This window comes from Chloroflexota bacterium, from assembly GCA_015478725.1.
In the GTDB taxonomy this organism is placed as follows: Bacteria; Chloroflexota; Limnocylindria; order Limnocylindrales; family CSP1-4; genus C-114.
In genome coordinates, this window is the sequence record JADMIG010000006.1 from 1 (window position 1) to 20,216 (window position 20,216).

The 20,216-nt window shown below is 67.3% G+C and carries 21 protein-coding genes; 10 read left to right on the forward strand and 11 right to left on the reverse strand.

Going from position 1 to position 20,216, the window contains the following annotated elements; all coding sequences use genetic code 11:
- Positions 1–725: 725 nt before the first annotated feature.
- The 5 genes from IVW53_06220 to IVW53_06240 form a co-directional block, all read right to left on the reverse strand.
- On the reverse strand, positions 726–1,763 hold the full coding sequence (locus tag IVW53_06220; GenBank protein ID MBF6605162.1) for a virulence RhuM family protein: 1,038 nt from the start codon (positions 1,761–1,763) through the stop codon (positions 726–728).
- A 225-nt stretch (positions 1,764–1,988) separates the two neighbouring features.
- Positions 1,989–3,290, reverse strand: a complete 1,302-nt coding sequence (locus IVW53_06225) for a restriction endonuclease subunit S (GenBank protein ID MBF6605163.1) — start codon at positions 3,288–3,290, stop codon at positions 1,989–1,991.
- 60 nt (positions 3,291–3,350) lie between these two features.
- Positions 3,351–3,740 carry a DUF86 domain-containing protein gene (locus IVW53_06230; protein MBF6605164.1) on the reverse strand — a complete coding sequence of 130 codons (390 nt, stop codon included), beginning with the start codon at positions 3,738–3,740 and terminating at the stop codon, positions 3,351–3,353.
- Complete coding sequence (locus tag IVW53_06235; protein MBF6605165.1) at positions 3,737–4,027, reverse strand: nucleotidyltransferase family protein; 291 nt, start codon at positions 4,025–4,027, stop codon at positions 3,737–3,739. The genes IVW53_06230 and IVW53_06235 overlap by 4 nt, the downstream gene beginning before the upstream one ends.
- On the reverse strand, positions 4,017–5,585 hold the full coding sequence (locus IVW53_06240; GenBank protein MBF6605166.1) for an SAM-dependent DNA methyltransferase: 1,569 nt from the start codon (positions 5,583–5,585) through the stop codon (positions 4,017–4,019). Before IVW53_06240 ends, IVW53_06235 begins: the two co-directional genes overlap by 11 nt.
- Before the next feature lie 533 nt (positions 5,586–6,118).
- Here IVW53_06240 and IVW53_06245 point away from each other — a divergent pair.
- Entirely contained in the window at positions 6,119–7,756 is a 1,638-nt protein-coding gene (locus IVW53_06245) for a hypothetical protein (GenBank protein MBF6605167.1), read from the forward strand.
- 381 nt (positions 7,757–8,137) lie between these two features.
- Here the strand turns inward: IVW53_06245 and IVW53_06250 are convergent, their stop codons facing one another.
- The 5 genes from IVW53_06250 to IVW53_06270 all read right to left on the reverse strand — a co-directional run bounded on the left by IVW53_06250 (position 8,138) and on the right by IVW53_06270 (position 14,697).
- The gene (locus tag IVW53_06250; GenBank protein ID MBF6605168.1) at positions 8,138–10,759 is read right to left on the reverse strand and encodes an AAA family ATPase; all 2,622 of its coding nucleotides are present in this window, start codon (positions 10,757–10,759) and stop codon (positions 8,138–8,140) included.
- A complete protein-coding gene (locus IVW53_06255) occupies positions 10,756–11,856 on the reverse strand; it encodes a metallophosphoesterase (protein ID MBF6605169.1) in 1,101 nt (366 codons plus the stop codon). The genes IVW53_06250 and IVW53_06255 overlap by 4 nt, the downstream gene beginning before the upstream one ends.
- 265 nt (positions 11,857–12,121) lie before the next feature.
- The gene (locus IVW53_06260) at positions 12,122–13,825 is read right to left on the reverse strand and encodes an NERD domain-containing protein/DEAD/DEAH box helicase (GenBank protein MBF6605170.1); all 1,704 of its coding nucleotides are present in this window, start codon (positions 13,823–13,825) and stop codon (positions 12,122–12,124) included.
- 72 nt (positions 13,826–13,897) lie between these two features.
- Positions 13,898–14,368: a hypothetical protein gene (locus IVW53_06265; GenBank protein MBF6605171.1), complete on the reverse strand. Its 471-nt coding sequence runs from the start codon at positions 14,366–14,368 to the stop codon at positions 13,898–13,900.
- Between the two features lie 71 nt (positions 14,369–14,439).
- Positions 14,440–14,697, reverse strand: coding sequence for a hypothetical protein (locus IVW53_06270; GenBank protein ID MBF6605172.1), 258 nt, complete (start codon positions 14,695–14,697; stop codon positions 14,440–14,442).
- Positions 14,698–14,896: 199 nt separating this feature from the next.
- Here IVW53_06270 and IVW53_06275 point away from each other — a divergent pair, with 199 nt between their 5' ends.
- Complete coding sequence (locus IVW53_06275) at positions 14,897–15,169, forward strand: type II toxin-antitoxin system VapB family antitoxin (GenBank protein MBF6605173.1); 273 nt, start codon at positions 14,897–14,899, stop codon at positions 15,167–15,169.
- A gap of 97 nt (positions 15,170–15,266) precedes the next feature.
- The gene (locus IVW53_06280) at positions 15,267–15,674 is read left to right on the forward strand and encodes a PIN domain-containing protein (protein MBF6605174.1); all 408 of its coding nucleotides are present in this window, start codon (positions 15,267–15,269) and stop codon (positions 15,672–15,674) included.
- Positions 15,675–15,772: 98 nt separating this feature from the next.
- Here IVW53_06280 and IVW53_06285 read toward each other — a convergent pair whose 3' ends face one another.
- Entirely contained in the window at positions 15,773–16,102 is a 330-nt protein-coding gene (locus IVW53_06285) for a DUF2283 domain-containing protein (protein MBF6605175.1), read from the reverse strand.
- Positions 16,103–16,426: 324 nt separating this feature from the next.
- On the opposite strand from IVW53_06285, the gene IVW53_06290 reads away from it, so the two are divergent.
- From IVW53_06290 to IVW53_06320, 7 genes are all read left to right on the forward strand, one after another.
- Complete coding sequence (locus IVW53_06290; protein MBF6605176.1) at positions 16,427–17,524, forward strand: Fic family protein; 1,098 nt, start codon at positions 16,427–16,429, stop codon at positions 17,522–17,524.
- A 117-nt stretch (positions 17,525–17,641) separates the two neighbouring features.
- Positions 17,642–17,902, forward strand: a complete 261-nt coding sequence (locus IVW53_06295) for a hypothetical protein (protein MBF6605177.1) — start codon at positions 17,642–17,644, stop codon at positions 17,900–17,902.
- A gap of 7 nt (positions 17,903–17,909) precedes the next feature.
- Positions 17,910–18,386, forward strand: a complete 477-nt coding sequence (locus tag IVW53_06300; GenBank protein MBF6605178.1) for a PIN domain-containing protein — start codon at positions 17,910–17,912, stop codon at positions 18,384–18,386.
- Positions 18,387–18,465: 79 nt separating this feature from the next.
- Positions 18,466–18,849, forward strand: a complete 384-nt coding sequence (locus IVW53_06305) for a hypothetical protein (GenBank protein ID MBF6605179.1) — start codon at positions 18,466–18,468, stop codon at positions 18,847–18,849.
- Positions 18,827–19,372 carry a Fic family protein gene (locus IVW53_06310; protein ID MBF6605180.1) on the forward strand — a complete coding sequence of 182 codons (546 nt, stop codon included), beginning with the start codon at positions 18,827–18,829 and terminating at the stop codon, positions 19,370–19,372. The genes IVW53_06305 and IVW53_06310 overlap by 23 nt, the downstream gene beginning before the upstream one ends.
- A gap of 113 nt (positions 19,373–19,485) precedes the next feature.
- Complete coding sequence (locus tag IVW53_06315; protein MBF6605181.1) at positions 19,486–19,698, forward strand: CopG family transcriptional regulator; 213 nt, start codon at positions 19,486–19,488, stop codon at positions 19,696–19,698.
- Positions 19,695–20,093, forward strand: coding sequence for a PIN domain-containing protein (locus IVW53_06320; protein MBF6605182.1), 399 nt, complete (start codon positions 19,695–19,697; stop codon positions 20,091–20,093). The genes IVW53_06315 and IVW53_06320 overlap by 4 nt, the downstream gene beginning before the upstream one ends.
- Positions 20,094–20,216: the final 123 nt, after the last annotated feature.

Consider the following 20,216-nt stretch of genomic DNA (forward strand, 5'->3'; position numbering starts at 1 on the left):
AAACGACTGATCGGATTGGAGCGAAACGGGTGATCGGATTGGAGCGAAATCCGCAGCCAATGATCGCTCCCGCCTGGGAGTCCATGACTTCAGTGCCACGACGACGCCGGGTTGGAAGCCGAGCCAGCGTATGGAACGCGGCGCCTCTCGTCCCGTGCAGGCTCAGGAGCCCCTTGTGCACGAGGTCTCGGAGGATCGGGCACTCGAGGCCGGCCTCGAGTGAACCGTCCGTCATTAGCCAGTTCAGACGGGAACTGCTATAGGAAGCGCATCACTGACTGGCTAATGATGCTGCCAATCGCCGTGGGGGGGTCAAGCTGTCCGCCGACAGCTGTGTCGTCCGCCGACAGCTGTCCGCCGCGGCGCTCCAGCTTCATGTGGACCGCTCGCGGGAGTCCATCGTCGATGACACCGAGGCGAGTTGTCGTGCTTGAGCTGCCGACGAACCTGCCGTGCGCCCTCCGGCCGAATCACCGAGTAATCCTCGGTGGTTGCCTCCTCGCCTCGCCACCATCGCGAGGCGGAGGCGAACCGAACTGGTGCATTTTCTGCACGAGTTGGCCACCGTGTTCGGGCTTCCGTGGCTGTCGGGATCGACGATGCGACCTGATGATCGCGACGCGGACGGCGGCCCCTCCCGATGTTCACTACCCCGGGCATCTTCACTGCCGCAGTGAAGAACGACATTCGAGTGAAGATGCCCGGGCCTCGCCCACCAGTCCCGATCACCCCTTCCGGCTCCGCTTGCCCTGCGGCATCCGGCGGCTCTCGATCTCCTTGACCGCCTGAACCGACTCGTCGAAGTCCTGCTCGACGGGTGACGGAAGCGACGCGCGATCTACCGAGAAGCGTTCGTATTCGGACTCCGCCCGTGCCACTGCGACGTCGTGCGACACCTCGCCGGCGTGCTCGAGGATGTCCCGCTCGCCGAGGCGCAGGAAGTCGTCGAGCTTGGTGATCCAGTCGGCCATGTGCATGGGCCGCCGGCCGAGCGCCTGCAACTCTGCGAACTCGAGATAGGCGCTCACGATCCGGTTCAGCGCGTCGAGTTCATCCGCTGCGAGGTAGTTCTTGGCGACGGTGACGTCGGTCTTTCGGGGAACGGCGCCGGCCCAGGTCGACAAGCCCATGTTCGGCTTGCCGGCGTCAGCGCGGGCGGCGATGACCTCCGCGGCGGTATGGCCGTGCGCCGCCCAGTGCATCTTGTTCTGGACCGTGGCGAAGAAGCGCTGCGAGGCTTCGGCGCTGGGGTCGTAGTCGATGCTCGTGGCATAGATCTGGAGCACCTTGCGCCAGAAGACCTTCTCCGACGAGCGGATGTCGCGGATGCGCGCGAGCAGCTCGTCGAAGTAGTCCGGAACGCCCGGCCCGGGCGGGTTCTTGAGGCGCGCGTCGTCCATCGTGAAGCCCTTGACGACGTATTCATGCAGGCGCTGTGTCGCCCAAACGCGGAACTGCGTGCCGCGTTGGGACTTCACGCGATAGCCGACCGAAATGATCACGTCGAGATCGAAGTACTCGACCTGGTAGGTCTTCCCGTCGGGACCAGTTGTTGCAAAACGTGCAACAACTGCTTCACGCCTGAGTTCGCCCTCAGCGAAGACGTTCTTGATGTGCCGCGAGATCACCGACTTGTGGCGCTGGAAGAGCTCGGCTATCTGCCCGAGGGACAGCCATGCGGTCTCCCCAACGAAGCGCACCTCGACTCGCCCGCGCCCATCCTCGGTCTGGTAGAGCAGGAACTCGGATTCATGCGGGATCATTCTCCGGGAATCGCTCACCGGCGAGTTCCCGCCTGCGCGCGTTGACGAGCACGGAATCGCCGCGAGGTCATGGCTCCCTCCTCCTCAACCATGTCCACACTCAGCGGGGTCCACGAGCTTGGCGATCCTCGCAGTCCGGTTCCGGACACTCGCGTCCGGTGAAGGCATCGCTGTCGGCCGGGATCGGGATCGAAATGCTGTTGCCGAGGCGCCGGAAGGTGTCCACTAGGCGACCTCGGTGATCCGTTCGGCGTCCTTCACCCGCAGCGCGCCGGATATGAGTCTGGGCAGGAGCGCGTCACGAAGGGCGGCGAGTGCGCGTGACTGCGCCTTGCTCGCAACGATCCTGTCGTTCATGACCTGGCAAGTTCGGTTGAACGCGCCAACGACCGCGTGGGTAGGAACGACGACTGCGAAGCGATCGATGTCGTACTTCCCAAGGTGGATGACGGTGGTCGCAGTCTCGGTCGCCTCTACCCGGCGCAGGGGCTCGGTAAGGCTGGAGTGGACGAAGGCGGCCGAGTATCCGGGCTTGGGGACGGCAACGCAGACACGCTGATTGAGCCACGCCTGAGCTCCTCCCCAAAGGTGAGCGCGAAATTCCCCGTCCATTCCGACCACGATGTCTCCCGGCCGCACCAGATGACCCTTCGGGTGAACCTCTTGGGTCCACACCGCGGGAGTCTCAGTAGTCAAGTCGCGAATTCGAATTAGCGGAACCCCGATGTGCTCAGTGTTGAACTTCGCCGAAGCGAATGGCGCACCGTAAACAAAGTCGGCGATGTCGTAGATGGGGCCTGCTCTCCACTCAGCTGGAATTTCGCCCAGCTCCGAGTCCTCGAACGAATCCGGGAACAGATCGGCGAGGTGGGGCGGCAGGCCAGGGTCGCGGCCTTCGGACTTGGCGCGGACGGGGTCGAAGTCGACGAACCAGGACTTGAAGAGGGCTCGCGCGATCGCCTCCAGGGTCTCGGTCATCCGGCGGTTCAGCTCGATCTTGTCGTCCAGGGTGCCGAGGATGTGGGCGATTGCACGCTGCTCGGCGATGGGCGGAAGCGGAACGGGCGTCGCGCGCAGGATGCCGAGGTTGGTGTGCGGCACGCCAGTCTGGATCGAGTTTCGACGAATGTAATCCTGCTGCTCGATGTCGCGGAACACGTAGTAGAAGAAGAGCGGGTCGGCAAGCTCACGGTTGACCGTGAGCTTCATCTGGCTTTGAGACACGAGGTAGCGGTCGAAAGGGGCATCCGGAACGAGGCAGACTTGGCCAAGTGTGCCGCGCTGGGTGAACACGATGTCTCCGGCCCGAGCGGTGTTCGCCGCAAGCGACGCGGCCTTCTCCGGGGTGACGAACGCGCAGTCGCCGGCCACCCAGCGACCCCCCATGTTCTGGCCCCGGATTACAGGGACGCCATGGTCCACGTAATCGCGTGAGACGAGGTCCGATCCGAACGGACCGCCCACCAAAGCGTTTCGCCCGGCAGACGCGATGTCGGCGACGGTCACTTCCTGCCAGTCAGCCGCCATACCCGAGCTCCCTCAGGTTGGCGGTGATGGCGTCGTCCGGACGCCGCACCTTGGCCGCTCTCATCGATCCTGCTCTGGCGCGTCCTCTTCGCCGGCGAGCTCGCGTTCCAGCTGATCGAGCGGCGGCAGGAGGGCGGCGATCGCTTCGCAGAGATTCGGCAACTCCCGTTCCACGATCGTCCAGACACGCTCGGGATCAACTCCCTCGTACTGGTGGATGAGGACGTCGCGTAATCCGGCAAGGGCTCGCCAGGGTATCTCCGGATGGGCGGTTCGGTAGCTGTCATCAAGGCGCTTGGCCGCTTCGCCGATGATCTCGAAGTTCCGCATCACGGCGTCCTGGACCATCCCGTCACGCATGAAGCGGCCCTTCCCGTCCGCCGTGAACAGCTCGATCTTCTGGACGCACTCAAGGATGTGAGCGAGGTAGACGCGTGGGTCCTTCGTCACAGCGGGCGCGCCTCCTTCAGGATCCGGCGGCGCAGTAGCCAGTAGATGCCGCCATCCGTCACGACGTCCACCTTGCGTCCGAGGAGTGCTTCGAGGTCGAGGATGAGCCCGGCCTGCTCCAGCCCGCTCCGACCAGGCTCCATATCGACGAGCAGGTCGATGTCACTTTCCTCGCCAGCTTCGCCGCGCGCCACGGAGCCGAACACGCGAACGTTGTGCGCGCCGTGTTCAGCGGCAACACGGAGGATTTCCTCGCGCTTGCTCTTCACGAGTTGCTCAGTCGTCATATCCCAGCGCCTTCAGGTTTCGCCGTATCGTATCGTCCAGCCGGGCGGCCTCCGCCCGCTGCTCCCCCAGCGTCGCGGTCAGGCGGCTCATCTTCTCGTCGAAGGGCTCGGCGTCCTCCTCGACATCCGCCGCACCGACATAGCGGCCGGGCGTGAGCACATGGCCGTGCTTGCGAATCTCGTCGATCGTCGTCGCCCGACAGAAGCCGGGCACGTCGGCATACTCGCCCGCGCCCTCATCGCCGCGCCAGGCGTGATAGGTGCCGGCGATGGTCGCGACGTCGGCGTCGGTGAGCTCGCGGTGCGTCCGATCGACCAGGGTGCCCATCTTGCGGGCGTCGATGAAGAGGGTCTCGCCGCGGCGGTCGCGGAAACGGCCGTTGCGCCGATCGCGGGCGAGGAACCACAGGCAGACCGGGATCTGGGTCGAGTAGAAGAGCTGGCCCGGCAGGGCCACCATGGCGTCGACGAGGTCCGCCTCGATGATCGCTCGGCGGATCTCGCCCTCGCCCGACTGGTTCGTCGACATCGAGCCGTTGGCGAGGACGAAGCCGGCGATCCCGGTCGGCGCCAGATGGCTGATGAACTGCTGGACCCAGGCGAAGTTGGCGTTGCCCGCCGGTGGGGTGCCATAGGCCCAGCGCCGATCGTCGCGGAGGAGCTCGCCCCGCCAGTCGCTGTCGTTGAACGGCGGATTGGCCAGGACCCAGTCAGCCTTGAGGTCGGGGTGGCGATCGTTGTGGAACGTGTCGCCGTGGGCGATCTGGGCGTCGATGCCGCGGATCGCGAGGTTCATCTTGGCGAGGCGCCAGGTCGTGTAGTTCGACTCCTGGCCATAAATGCTGATGTCGCCGAGCTGGCCCTGGTGGGCCTCGATGAACTTCTCGGAACTGACGAACATCCCGCCCGAGCCGCAGCACGGGTCGTAGACGCGGCCTTTGTACGGCGCGAGCATCTCGACGAGGATCCGGACGACGTGGGAGGGCGTGTAGAACTGGCCGCCCTTCTTGCCCTCGGCGCTCGCGAACTGGGCGAGGAAGTACTCGTAGACCCGACCGAGCGTGTCCTTCGCCCGATCCGCGGGAGCACCGAGGGCGATGTCGCTGACGAGGTTGATGAGCTGGCCGAGGCGTGCCTTGTCGAGGCCGGGCCGGGCGTAGTCCTTGGGTAGCACGCCCTTGAGCGTCGGGTTGTCCCGCTCGATCGCGGTCATCGCGTCGTCGACGAGCGTGCCGATCGTGGGCTGCGGGGCGCTGGCCCGCAGGTGCGACCAGCGGGCTTCCTTGGGCACCCAGAAGATGCTCGCGGCACGGTACTCGTCGGCGTCTTCTGGGTCGGCGCCCGCAGCTCGGTCGGCCTCGAGCTCGGCGACGAGCTCGGCGTGCTTGGCCTCGAATGCGTCGCTGATGTACTTGAGGAAGATCAGCCCCAGGACGACGTGCTTGTACTCGGCGGCGTCCATGTTGTTGCGGAGGGCGTCGGCCGTCTGCCAGAGCTTCGCCTCGAAGCCGCCGTTGGCACCGGCGTCGCTTTTCGCTCGCGCGGTTCTCGCCACGATCCCTCCCACTGCGGCTTAAGACGCCCATGCGAGTGTACCCACCACCACCACCGCTGCTCGGGTCACTCGTAACCGCGATCATCGGAGGGGGCGCGTCCGACTTGGCGAGCCCGATCCTCAGGCGGTCAGGCCGGTGTAGGACCACGATCTCGCCCTCGTACGGGCCGTAAGCGCGATCGTCGAGATCCGCGGCTCGGATGGATACGGGAGGAAGAGGACTCGGCTTGAGGACGCACTCGCGATGTTCGGGCGACTGGAGTTGCTGCTGCGAGACTCGCCGGTCGACCGCGAGGCTTCGACGAACAGGCTTGTGTGTCTCCGCGACACCATAGCTGTCATGGAGCTCGCTCTAGAGTCACACTGTAGGGCAGATAAATCATCCAAGGTCGCGATTCGGAAATCGAAGGTGGCAGCGATGGGCCCGAGGCTACGCCCGGAGGACCGCCGAGGCCAGTCGGGCGGGACTGGTGCGCACAGGCGCCGGCGCGTCTGATCCGGCGCAAGCCGTCGTTGCTCCGTAGGAGGTGGGGGCGGTGAGGGACGTCTACGCGGCGTCGTTCTTGCTTGGTGGTCCCGACGCGAAACCCAACCCTGAGGTGGTCGCGACGGCGGCGGGCGTGGTGCTCCGGTGGGTTGCCAAGAAGTACGACCAGGATCCATCAGGCGACTGGCCCGCCGGAGCGCTGGAGGTCGGCGCGGATAGCGTCGTGTGGCGTTCGGACCTGGTGCGGACGGGTGAAGGTCGGCTCTGGAGCCTCGACTGGCAGCAGAACGAACCCGGAACCGGGATCGTGTGGCAGTCCCGGTGCCAGGTTGGCGCGGATGCCTCCGGCGCTCGGTTCACTGTCCGGATTGCGATCAACTCCGTCGATGCGCGCCTCGCTCCGGTCCGATACGAGGTCGGGCGCCCGAACGTCATCCCGATGCTCGCCCAGTCGCCCGGGATCCACCTCGACGGCCGGCGGATGGGTCCCCTTCCCGCGCGAGCGAGCCTCGGCGGAATTTCCGATCTCGTCGACCTGCTCCTCGATCCCCGGCGGCGGCTTCCAGTGATCGTGCTCACTCCGGCGGGCGAGACTGGCCGCGGGCTCGTCGACCCGCGAGAGGTTGCATACCGGCTCATCGGTGTCGCCCACGTGGTGGAGATCGTCGACCGGGACGCGACGTTCGGCCTTACCGATCGGCTCGGCCCTCTGCTCTCGGTGTACGGCGGTGCCGTTCGCACCTACTGGCCGGGCTTCACGCTCGACTCGAACCCAATGGCGCATCCCCTCTGGCTTCCCGGGAGGATCGAGGTAGTCGAGAACTCCGACGCCGGCGTCGCCAAGAGGCTCGAGCGTCAGCTCGCGAGCGTCGCTGTCATGCGGGTCCAAGCCGACCCCCTCGAGGCCGAACTCCGGATCGCCAAGGACGCCGAGCTCCTCGATCGCGTGACGAACCTGCAGGCAGAGCTTGAGCGCATGCTGTCAGCCCCGGGGGAGCCTGATACGGAATGGCTTACGGAGCTCCAGGGTGCGTATGACACCGCTTTGGGCCTGCAGGGCCAAGTGGTGACACTGCAGCACGAGAATGAGGACCTGCGCCGCGACAACGAGCAGCTCCGACGTTCGTTCGTTGAGTACACGCAATCGTTCGACGTCGATGCCGCTTCTGAGTCGGCCGCGGTCCCCGAGGATGTCACCAGCAGCAGCGAAGCCATCGCACTGGCCCGGAAACACTTCGCTAACTTGGCCATCCCGGAGTCGGCAGCCGTGTCTCTGGCCGAACTCGACGCCGCGAACGAGAACTCGGGCTGGGCCCGTTCCGCCTGGCGCGCGTTTCGCGCGCTCAACGCCTATGTCGAGGAGGCCACCTCGTACAACGGGTTCTGGGACTGGTGCGAGCGGTCATCAACAGGCCTCTGGGCCGCCAGCGAGAAGAAGCTCGCCATGTCCGAGAGCGAGACGGTCATGAACTCACGCGAGCTCCGGGAAAAGCGCCGCTTCGAGGTCGATCGACGTGTCGACCCCTCGGGCCGACTCGTCATGGTTGCTCATATCAAGGTTGCCGAGGGCGGCGGACAGCAAATCCCGCGCATCTACTTCCACGACGACACCAAGGGCCCGACGGGCAAAGTGCACATCGGCTTCTTCGGACCCCACCGGTTCGTTCCGAACAAAGGTACGAATTAGGTGCAGGCAGCTCCCGCAAGCCAGACCAGGGAGGGCCTGTCACCATCCAGCGGAAGACACCGAGCATCGGCCGGAACTGGATCATCCCGCCCCGCTCGATCGTCGCCGCGAACGTCTCTGGGTGGGAGGACGAGGAACCGAACGCGCTCGGCGTCAAGCTAAATTAGGAACGGGCTGCCGGCAGCTCCCGCAGCACGTCTTCAACGCCCTCGATGAGCTCTCGGGCGTCGTCGACCGTCGGCTCGTCATCGAGGACGTGAGCGCAAAGGTTCCGGAGGTCGCCCAGGTGCTGGATCCGGCGCCAAGTCGGCTTGTCATAGCTGCGGCCCTTGAGTGCGTCGTTGTAGGCACGAGGGTCGCCGGAGGTCCTGTCCCGACCCCTCAGGACAGCCGCACGACGTGTGCCCCTCCGACGTGTTCGTACCGGTCCGGCTGGCAGGTGAGGACGATGATCTGGCTCTGGCGCCCCGCGACGGCCAGGACAGCCCCCATGGCTTCGAGGCGCTGCGGGTCTGAGTTCCCAAGCGCGTCGTCAAGGATGACGGGGACACCGCCATCAGGAGCCACGATCGTCGCGCACGCGAGCCTCGAGATCAGCGCGATCTGCTCTTGGGCGCCGACGCTCAGACTCCCGTACGGGATCGTCCGACCCTGGAGCGTTCGACTGACGACCGACAGGTTCAGGTCGTCGAGCTCCACCGCAAAGTCGGGGCCAAACACGATCTTCCCGAGGTTCTCGATCTCTCGCCGGAGCGGCGCCACATAGGATCGCCGGGCCGCTTCGCGTTCCGAGCGGAGCGTCTCGAAGAGCAGCTTCCGGGCCGCCGCGTGGGCCTGGTAGCGTCGCAGATCGGGCTCGGCCTGGTCCTTGTCCGCCTGCGCTTCCTGGAGATCCTCGGCGAGACCGTCCTCGCCGTGGTCGCGGAGCCTGGTCGTGACTTGCAGCAACTCGTCCTGGACCTGCCTGGTCTCGGCATCCACGCGCTCCAGGGCCCGCCTGGCATTGTCGAGCATCTCGCGAGCCTGGTCCGCGCCCTCTCGTGCCAGTTCGGTCTTGGCTCCATCGAGCTCCGCCCCGAGAGTTTCCTCGGCTCCCTCGGCCATCCGCAGACTCTTCGCAAGGGACTCGTCCGAGGCCGCGGCGCGCTCCGCGGCAAGCGCGGCCTCGCGTCGTTCGAATTCCTCTGTCGCCAGTCGAAGCTCAGTGTTGCGCTCGCTGCGAGCGATCTCGATCTCAGCGAGTCTCGTACGTGCCCCTTCCCACTCCTGTTCGGCGGCCCTGGCGGACGGCTCTGTCTCGCTGAGGGCCCGTTGGGCCTCTTCCGCGGAACGGCGGACGTCATCCTCGTTTCCGGCGCCGGTGTGTGACTCCTCGGCCTCTGGCATCCGCCCGCGCAGGCTTGCGATCCGCTCCTCGAGAGCTTCCAACGTGAGATCGCGAAGGTTCTCTCGCAAGCCACGCTTCTGCTCCGTCACCGTCCGGCCCGCGTCCTCACGCGACCAATGCAGGCGCTCTGCTTCTGCGAGATCCGTTGCACCTGCTGCCCGGAGTAGATCCCCCAGCTGGCCCTCGGCCGCCTCGAGCTCCGTGCTGGTCATGTCGCCCGCTGCTCCCACCTCGACCGAGACGGACGCCATGTCGGGAAGAGTGATCTCGATCGACTGATCCACGCGACGTTCCAGCCGGGTGCCCGCGGGCAGTTTCAACTCGAGTCCGTCAACGAGGCCGACTAGATCAGTGAACGCCTCCACGCGGACGAGCGGGCGGGTCGCCTCGAGCCGAGCGCGTGCAAGCTCGACGGTCCGATGCTGCTCCCGGATGGATGCCAGGAGCGCCGTGTCAACCGGGAGTGCGGCGTCCGCCGCGGCCGCCTCCAGCGCGACGAGGGCCGCCTTGACGCGCTCGCTGCGTTCCAGCAGTGATGCCAGATCGGCTGCGTCCCGCAGCTGTGAGAGACGAGCCTGGCGCTCGTCGGCCAGGGCCCTCGCCACCTCTCGCTCCAGCCGGGCTGCGGCCACCGCCGTGTCGGCGGCTGCGACACGGGCCTGGGCGACCTCGAGCTGCGGGCCGTCTTCCCGTACCGCAGCGTCGAGTCGTTCCTGGTCGGACTTGGCGGTCGCGACGGCCGAGATCGCGTCCTGGCGCGCCTTCCCGACGCGCCTGGTCTCATTGGCTGCGAGCTGCGCCGAGCCGAATTTGGCCTGGATCGTCGCGACCCCGGCCTCGAGCTTCGCAAGCGCGTCGACGCGCGCCTGGTGTTCGCCTAGTCTCGACCGTTGCTCGGCCCCTCGCTCGACCAGTCGACGCGCCTCACCCTCCAGGCGGACGCTTGCCTCGACGTCGGCCTCGATCGCCCGGATGGCGTCCTCGATCCCGGCGATCCTCTGCGCTGCACCTTCGATCGTTCGCTCCATCTCTGCGACCACTTGCTTTCGCCGACCGGTCTCCGTCCAGTACTGCAGGTACTCGGCGTGGGCAAGCCCGAACAGCGTCACCTCCTCGTCGCCGGCGGGCGACTCCCCCGCTGAGCGATCCAGGGCGGCGGACAGCGAGGTCTGGTCGGCGAGCGGAGCCTGCCCGACGACGTCTCCCTGCTGCATGCGCAGCGCTTTCCATAGGGCCATGTCCACGGTCTCCGACAGGATGGCCTGGACTCGCTCGTGCGCCTCTCGGCCGGTGTGGTTCTCCGGCCGCGGCCGAGTGATCTCCAGTTCCGTGACCCGGTCTCGGAGGAACCGCTTCTTGTAGCGAAAGGCGTACGGACCGGTTTCGGCCTCGATCGTGACCTCGGGTCCAACATCCCGGTCGACGGGCTTGACCGCCTGGATTCGCTGTTTGGACGTCGAGTCCAGGTCTTCGATGATGCGGTCGATGGCTTCGGCGATGCTCGACTTGCCGATCTCGTTCGGCCCTTCGACGATCGTGACGCCGCCGGGAGCGAACTCCACCGTGCGATCACTGACACCGCGATAGTTGCGGAGCGCGATCCTGAGGATCCTCATGCGCCCGCCCCATGTGCGTGCACGAGACGGACCAGGAGCGACAGCGCGTCACGGGCCGTCTCGGCATCGGGGCCGCCGCTAGCGGCCTCGGCCCGAAGTCGAGCGACGGCGTTCTTGGCGAAGCCACTGAGGCCAAGGTCGGCGAAGTCGTCGTCCTCGGGGCGGACGAGCAACCGGCTTGTGGGCTCCCACTCCTCAATCGATCCGAAGACCTCGCGCGCCTCCTCGATGATCTCCTGGAGCCGCGTGTACTGCGTCAGCGAGAGCACGCCCAGCAGGGTCAACCGGACGATCGACCGATCCTTGGCCGGCAGACGGTCGAGCCGGTCGAGAAGCGTTTCAGGGCCCGACGCCGCGTCGAGCTCCAGCGTTTCGCCCACGAACCGCCACGTCCCGCTCGGTCGTGAGGTCACCGTGCAGGTGCCGTCCCCCAATTCGACGAGCAGGACATTCCCCGCGTCAGTCTCGTCATGGGCGGTCGGTTCCGGTGCACCCGCGTACCAGATCCTCCCTGTCTCACCGACCTGCGTCGTCGAATGGCGGTCGCCGAGGGCGATGTATTGGACCTTGCCGTCGGCGATCGCAGCCTCGGCGGCGGCCAGGCGGATCGTCGAAGGATCGTGGAACTCGCCCCAGCAGTCCACGGCCCCGTGGCCGACGAGGATCCGCACGAGGGCTGGATCGGCGACCAGCGGATCGCACGCCGCGGCGACCAGATCGAGCAGCGGCCGTTTCGTCGTCCACGGTGCCCCGACGACCTGGACGCCATCTCGAACGTCGACCGGGTGGGAATGGTCGAGGACGACGACGTTCGGAGGCACCGAGCGGAGGAACGTGGGCGAGCGGTACACCGTCGCAGCATCAAGCGGGTCGTGGTTGCCCGGAAGGAGGAAGACCCGTACCGGGATTGAGGCCATCGCCTGCAGGGCTCGGCCGACGGTCCTCGGTCGGACCCGGTTCGTTTCAAAGACGTCCCCTGCCACCACCACGAACTCAGCCTTCTCGGCGTCCGCGATCCGGCCGATCGCGGACAGGCCATCGATCCGCGCTTGGGCATACCTCGCCTGCGCGTCGTCATCGAGAAAGCGCCGGGTCATCCCGAGCTGGAGATCAGCGGTGTGGATGAAGCGAACCGTTGTGACCTCCCCATGCTTGGCGGCGACGCGCGCTGCGATGATGCCGAACTTATGCTCGGCGAGGTGTAGCCCCTGTTGTGCGATGTCTACTTCATCCCGAGCTCGACGTACAGGTCCCGAGACCGGGCCCGGCGTAAGATCGCGTCGGGATCTTGGAAACCGATTCGTGGCGTCCAGATGGACGGCACCAACGCGGTCATATCGACGACCAGCGCCCCGACCCGGATCACCCGAGCCGCCCCGCGAGCTCCGGCGGCGCGATCACGACGAGCTCGGTCGTCGCCCGGGTGAGCCCGACGTAGAGGAGCTCGTCGAGGTGGTCGCCCTCGGTCGGGAGCTCGACGAGGATTATGACCTCACGCTCCATCCCCTTGAAACGGCGGATCGTCTCGAAGAGGACTTCGTCTGGCTCGTCCGGGACGTCCTCCGGCGGCAGCCCCTTGGAGCGCCCGTCGGCCTCGATCGCCTCGTTGACGAGCACGGCGTTCCCATACCTCCGCTGGTGCCAGACGGCGCTGGCCGTGGCTTTCTCGCCCGAGAGCACCGCGATCTTCCACGGCGGAACCTGCTCATCCACGACGAGCCGGTGGAGTGTCGTGCGGAGCGCCTCGCGGGTCGCATCGCCGGGTTCGGCGGTGATGATCGTGTGCCGTCGCCCGGTCTCCCGGAGGCCGATGACCTCCTCGCCGCCGCGGTAGAAACGCGCGGCGAGCGCCGCGATGGACTCGGGGTTGCGGTGGTTCTCGAAGAGCTCGTGGCGCTCGAGCCGCAGCTCCGCCACGACATCGGTCCGGATGAGCGCCTGGCCCGGATCGTGGAAGACCCAGAAGACATCGTCGGGATCGATGAGGAGGCGCTGGAGGAGCTCGAACCAGTGGGCCTCGAAGTCCTGACCCTCGTCGACGATCACCGCGTGGTAGCGCGCGTCCGGCAGGGCATCGATCGCCGCCGCGAGGGCACCCGGGAGCGTCTCGTCCCACCAGGTCTGCGGGATCGGCTCAGGGCGTTGTGGCAGGACCCGAGCCTCGGTTCCGAGGCGCTCGCAGAGGCGATGGAACGTCGTCACGTCGAGCCCGGCCGAGGCCGGCGCATCCGCGAGTTCATGCATGAGGCTCGTCGCGAGTCGCTGGTTGAAGCAGACGAGAAGCGTCCGATAGCCCTCGTGGGCGAGATGTCGGGCCTTCGCCGCGGCGAGCATCGACTTGCCGCTGCCGGCCGGGCCGACGACCTCGAGGCGGCGATGCCTGCGGGTCCGGCTCACGATGAGTACCTGCTCGCGGCTCATCGCGACGAGCTCGGCGCGGTCGTCCTCGATCCGTCCTCGGACGAGGCGATGGAGCGTCCAGGTCGGGGCGAGGATCTCGTCGAGGAGGCGGACCCCGACGGCGCCGAGCGGCGCTCCTTTCGACCCGTCGCCGAGCCAGTATCCGTACGCTCGCTCGACCCAGCGCCGGGTCGCCTCCGGTGTCTCGAGCGCCTCGCCATCGAGGACGAGCTCGGTCGGGGCGTCGGCTCCCAGGAGCACGTGGCCCCGCGGGAGGCTCGCGAGATCGACGTCGGGAAGGGCGATGGCGTGGCCCGCCCGTGGCTCGGTCCGCGGCGACCAGTCCGCCATCGCCTGGAGCTTGCGGACGAGCTGGTGTTTGCTGTCCCCGGCCTGGTTGAACGGATCGCGGTCGAGCGCGCGATCACCGAGCCACCAGCGACCGGCATGGTCGCGGGTGGGAGTGCCCGACTTCACTTCGAGGACGAGGAGGCCGAGATCCTCGTGGACAATGACGAGATCCGCCTCGCCGTCTCGCGCCGGGCCGCCGTCGCGCATCGGGCCGAGCCACTCCGCGTTCGGATAGAGGTGGAAGGCGTCGGCCGGCAGGGCGGTCCGCACTCGCTCGTCGACGAGGCGCTCGGCTAACTTCCCGCGGGACTCCATCTCGCCTCCCCCAGCGCCTGGGACCGCTCGTGGATCCAGGGTTATCGACGCATGATCGCGGATGGGTTCACGTCATTTCCAGCGCCAGTAGCCGCGCTTCCCGACCACCGGGGTAAAGCGATCCGGCGCACCCACCAGGGAGGCGCGGGTGGTCGAGCCCGTGCCCTTGACCTTGACTCCGGTCCGCTCGAGGGCCTCGCGGGCCCGCTCATAGTGGAACTCGTGGTCGGGATAGGTGACCCGAACGAAATCGTGCAGCGCGGCGGCGAGAGGCTTGCCGGCGAGGCCGGTCTCCGTCTTCGAGACCCCGTTTGCGGGCAGCCACATCCCGACATCGACGAGTCGCCAGATCCCCTTGACGATGCTCGCGTTGAGCGCACTCCGCAGGGCGACGACGTCGTTATCCGATTCGATCCGCACGCCCGCGATGCGGAGTTCGTACTCCAGCTCGGCGATCGTGATGCCGCTCGGATAGCGGGCCTCGGCGAGTCGATAGACCCGCAGCGCTTCGAGGGCGAGCGCCTGCCCCTTCAGTCCAGCCATCGCTCGCGAGCCCTCCGTGTGGGTCAGATGCGATCCGCGCGCAGCATAACAACGCCGAGGTCGCGTTATGGTCACTCGTCATCCCCCGCCAACGGGGACGCGTCGTCAGCACCGATCGCGCCGACCATCGCTGACGGCTGCGTCTCGTCGACGATGCGATCGAGAACGCCGATGAGCCGAGCAAGCGCATCCGGGTCGGCGAGGACGCTCAAGGGGATCCGTGGCCGACCCCGCAGTCGCTCCGCCGGGATGTCCACGCCCGGGAGCTCGTTGAGCATCGCCAGCAGTGGCTCGCGGCCCGCCTCGCTGTCGAACGGCGGGTGGCGCATGTACTGGAAGCCGACTCTCAGCTCGCCGCCGCGGTCCTGTGAGTGTGCACGACTCGAAACCCTGACGACCGCCGTTCAGAAGTCTCGCGTCTGGTGGGGGTTACCGGACGCACCATGCTTGACTACGCCCGTGCATCTGCGCAAGGTATTATATGTATATCACGCATCCACGGTGCTCCTGACCACGCGAGAGGGCCACATGAAGACCCATACCACCCTCGACCTCGACCGCGACCTCCTCGCCGAGGCCGCTGCGGCGCTCGGCACGGCCCGCACCACCGACACCGTCCACGCCGCCCTGCGCGAGGCGGTCGCGCGGCAGGCGCGTGCTCGTCTCATGGCCCGCGACTGGAGCAACCTCAAGGAACTCCTGCCCGAGATGCGCGCCCCGCGTCCGTTCCTCCCCCAAGCCACCGAGACTGCGGCGGCGCTTGCAGGGGCGGCGGCGCGGCCCGCCGAGACCGAGGCGTGAGCGGCCTTCGATCTCGAGTCGCCGACACGCCATCGGCCGGCAGCCAGGCCGGTCCCGGTCGCGCAGCCCCGGCGGAAGTCCGCGTGACGCCTCGCCGATGCTGACCCTCGAGATCGCCGACACCTCGGTCTGGGCGCACAAAGAGGAACTGCCCGAGTTCGGGCTGCGATTCCTCGCCGGTCTCGTGGGCGTGACCGACATGATCGTGATGGAGCTGCTCTACAGCGCCCGCGACGTGGCGGACTACGCCCAAATCGAGGGAGACCTGGACGGGTGCGCCTTCTACCGCGTCGAGCCGCAGGACTGGGACGAGGGGCGGCGGGTGTGGCGCGAGCTACTCCGTCGCGGCGGCGGTCCCCAGCACCGCCAGGTCGGGCACCAGGACCTCCTCACCGCCGCGGTCGCGGCGCGGCACGGCCTGACGGTCGTCCACTACGACGAGGACTTCGACCTCATCGCCTCGGTCACCGGACAGCAGGTCCGCTGGGCGGAACCCGCAGGGTAGTCTCCGGTAACGGATGCCGCCCCGCGGCGCGGGTGGTGCGTCCGGTAACCCCCACCAGACGCGAGACTTCTCTGCCCCGCTCAGCGTGGCCACCCGCCTCAGTGGGTCCGCGGACTTCGAGCCAGCGGGTGAGCGGGATTGCCCGGTCCGGCGATGTGGCGCGCAAGCCGCTCAGCGAACCGGTCCGCGAGGCTCTCACCGTCTCGTCGCTCGGCCGTCGCGAGGAGCTCGGCCGGCAGGCAGGCCGAGGCCATCTGGAACTCGAGCCCGATGACCCGGCCGTCGGCGAGCGAGAAGTCGAGCGCCACGGCACCGGAGAACTCGCGGTCGGTCTCGAGCAGGAGCGTCGGCCCGAGGAGTTCGCCCTGCGCGAGGGAGCGCAGCGAGAGGTAGGCGACATCCGTCGCCGAGTCGAAGGTGAGGCGCATTGAATCCTCCGAGGACCGCCACCTGGATGGTGGACAGGATCAGAGCCGCGGTCAGGGGGGCGCGTCCGGCGGGTCGTCACGGATCCATCATGGTCGTCCGCCGTGCCAGCTCTGCTGGCACGATCCGAACCCACCGCCAGATATGTAGGAGCCGCTCTGTCGAGACCGCCCTGCGGCAGTTCCTCGGGACCGCGGCGGTCGCGCTCGACCAACACCGAGATCTCGTTGCGAGATCGATCGTGCGAGGCCTCTTGACCGGGATCGGATAATTGCAGATAATCGGGGTCGGATAGGCACGTTGTATCCGATTATCCGAGATGAGCGATGCGCAGTTTCGTCAACCTCGACAGGACGTTCGGATCCCAGCCCGTGCGTCTCGGCGTGCGTCTTGCGCGGATCGACGTCGGCCGCGGCCGCGAGGGCCTGTACCGGGACCAACTCCCGCAACTCCTCGACGCGTTGGCCGAGACGACCCGCGTCGAGTCCATCACGGCCTCCAGCGCCATCGAGGGTGTCGTCGTCGACGCAGGCCGGATCCAGGGGCTCGTGGCGGAAGGAGCAAAACCGCGGCGGTTTCGCAACCGCAATGAGCGCGAGTTTGCAGGGTACCGGGACGCGATCGACGAGATCTCGCGGGCAACCGAACTCGAGGCACTGTCGGTGCCGTATGTGCTGCACCTCCACCGGCTGCTCTTCGGGCACACCGACAGTGGCGGCGGGCGGCTCAAGACCGAGCAGAACCTCATCGTGTCGTACCAGCGCGGCCATCGCGAGGTGCTCTTTACGCCGCCATCGCCCAGGGAGACGGAATCCCTGCTCCCGGACCTGTTCGACCGGTACCGCCAGGCAGTCGCCGCCGAGGCCGCCCACCCGATCCTTCTCATCGGCGCGCTCGTCCTCGACTTCCTTGCCATTCATCCGGTCGCCGACGGGAACGGTCGCCTCGCGCGTCTGATCACGACCCACGCGCTCCTTCAGCAGGGCTACGCAGTGTCGCGCTACGTGAGCATCGAGCAGCGAATGTTCGAGACCAAGGACGCGTACTACGACGCGATCTACGCCGCCCAGCGCCGTTGGCACGAAGGCGAGCACGACGTCTGGCCATGGATCGGCTATCTCGTCGACGTCCTCGTGGCCGCCTACGACGGCTTCGAGGCACGTGTCGTCGCGCGGCGGAACCTCGCGGCAGGATCGAAGCAGGACCAGGTCCGGCGGTACATCCTCGACCACGCCCCGGCCGTGTTCCGGTTCCGCAACGTCCGCTCGGCGCTCCCGGGGATCAGCGATCCGACGATCAAGCGGGTGCTGGCGGACCTGCGGCGCGACGGCGCGATCGAACTGGTCGATGACAAGGCGTGCGGCCGGCTATCCGCCTGGAGGCGGCGAGCACAAGGCGCAGGACGCCCCATACCCGGATGGTAGGAGATGGCTTGTCGACGCGCACTGGGCTGGAGGCGGTGCGATGAAGCGATCGGCCTTCCTACCGCGACATATCGAGTAGGACGATGTAGGCTCTTGTCCTACGCACGGAGGCCGACCATGGACGTCCTGGACCATCCCATTGAGGCGGAGGCCCGCCTCCGGCGGAAGAACCAGCTCACGATGCCCGAGCCGATCGTTCGTGCGCTCGACGCGGCCCCGAACGACATCCTCGTCTTCGACGTCGACCCGGCCGAGCCGGGCGTCGCGCACGTCCGGCTCATGCCCCGCGATTTCGCCGGCAGTCTCACCGGCGTCTTCGGGACGAGCGAGGAGGTCCTCGAGTTCGTCCGCGGCGAGCGGGCCGCCTGGGGCGAGTAGGCGGCTCATGTCCAAGTCGTCGCTGCTCGCGGCGATCCCGGAGGGCGATCGCCTGCTGCTCGATATGACCGTGCTCGCTGCCTTCCTCGACGCGACCGACGCGACGCATCCGGTGGCTCGCTTCGTCATGCGGGTGCTCGTCGAGACAGGCCGGAACCCGGCCGTCGTCTCCATGGTCACCGTGATGGAGATCCTCGTTCGTCCCATGCGGGCGGTGCCGCCGGGCCACCACACCGTGCTCGCGTTCCTGCGAACGCATCCGAACCTGACCTGCGCGCCGGTCGACCTGCAGGTCGCCCAGGAGGCCGCCCACCTGCGCGCTGACAGGAAGTTCCCGCCGCCCGATGCGTTGATCGTGGGAACAGGACTCGCGACCCAGGTCCGGCACCTCATCACGAACGACCACGACTGGTCGACGAAGCTCGCGAGCATGTCCGCGCGGATCTCCGTGGTCCGGATGTCTGCGCACCTTCCGTTCCCGTAGCCGCCATCACCCGATGACACGCTCGCGGCGCCGTCAGTCGCCAACCTGCTGAGCGGTACCATGGCTGATGACCCCAAACTTGACGTTTGACGTCATCGTGATTACCGTTCCTGACATGAGCACGGGTGAGGGCCGGCCGTCACTGAAGGTCCGCTTCGACGACAGCGAGAACTACCGACTGCTTCGTCTGATCGCTGGTCGGCTGGGTGTTTCGATGAACTCCCTTGCCGAGGACATGATCGGGCGGGAGCTGCGCGTGCTCGCGGAGGGGATGGAGATGGACCTCACCGAGACGATCGCCCTGCTGCGGCGATACCGGGCGCGCGAACCAGAGCAGCAGGCCGCGGACTTCGCGCGGGCGGAGGTCGAGTACGACGACCCCCTGAAGTCGAAGCACCTCTCCACCCGGCCGGGCGATCCGTTTGGGGTGGAGGCCGCGTTTGGCTACGCCCTGGAACGATGATCCAGTCGGCTACGAGCAGGTCATCCAGGACAATATCCGCCGACTGATCGTCGTCATCATCGCGGCCGCTCCGACCCGAGTCGCGCCCACCGTCTCGCTTGCACAGGAGTGGCATCGAGCGCTCTACCTGGGCGTGCCATCCGGGCTGGTGCCTGATGAGCTCGATCGCTTCGAGGCAGCGCTCGCGACGGCCGTCGGGAACCTCGACACAGGCATCCCGGTCGGGGCAAGCCTCGGCAACACGGAGTTGTCGGCCGTTCTGCGTCTGATGGCCATCGCGCACGGAGAGTGGGTTCGGATCCACCCGTTCGCCAACGGGAACGGTCGAACCGCTCGCGTGTGGGCGAACTGGATCGCTCTCCGGTACGGGCTGGAGGCGTTCGTTCAGCTGAAGCCACGGCCAGCCCGTCTTCTCTATGCCGGCGCCGCCGGCGCCTCGATGCGCGGCGACCACCGTCCGATGGTCGTCACGTTTCACTCGATGCTCCGTGACCATCTCGCGGCGAATTCGCCGCCTCCATAGGCTGAGATTCGGCTGCTGCGGCGACGACGTCAGGCCTGAGGATGGCGATACGGATACGCTACGATGGCGGCCCCTGTAGCTGTATACGGTGATGCCAGATGTATACTCCACGAATGAAGCGCCTGCAGATCTACATCGAGGAGGAGCTCGACGACGAGCTGGCCGTCCGGGCGCGTCGTGCGCACACGTCCAAGGCCGCCCTCATCCGCGAGGCCGTCCGCCGCTCGATCGGCGAGCCAGTGCCCACGCTGGATCCGTTCCGCGACTGGATCGGCGGCAGCGACGCTGCCCCGGCACCCGTCGACGAGGTCGTCTACGGCTCGTGAGGTTCGTCGATACCTCCTACTGGGTGGCGCTCCGACTCAGGCGTGACGCCAATCACGGTCTCGCCGTGCGCCTGTGGACGCCCGGCCAGCCGATCCTCACGACGAACCACGTCGTCGGCGAGACCTGGACGTTCCTGCGCCGTCGCGACGGGCACCCGTCGGCCGTCGCCTTCCTCGACGCGGTCGAGTCGACCGATTGGCTCACCGTCGTGCATGTCGAGGATGCGATCGAGCGCGAGGCTCGGGCCTGGCTTCGCCGCCACGATGAGCGGGTCTACTCGTTCGTCGATGCCACGAGCTTTGTCGTCATGCGCCGGGAGCGCCTCCGGGAGGCGTTGGCATTCGATGGCGACTTCAGCGCGGCAGGCTTCGTCGAGGCTCGACCAGAGACCTGACGAGACGCACGTGGGTCGGGGAGGTCTTCGGCCTGTCCGTGGCGTTCGAGAACGACGACTCGGCCGTGTTCGACTTCGGCAACACGATGACCAACCTGCTCAAGATGACAGCGGCGCGAGAGC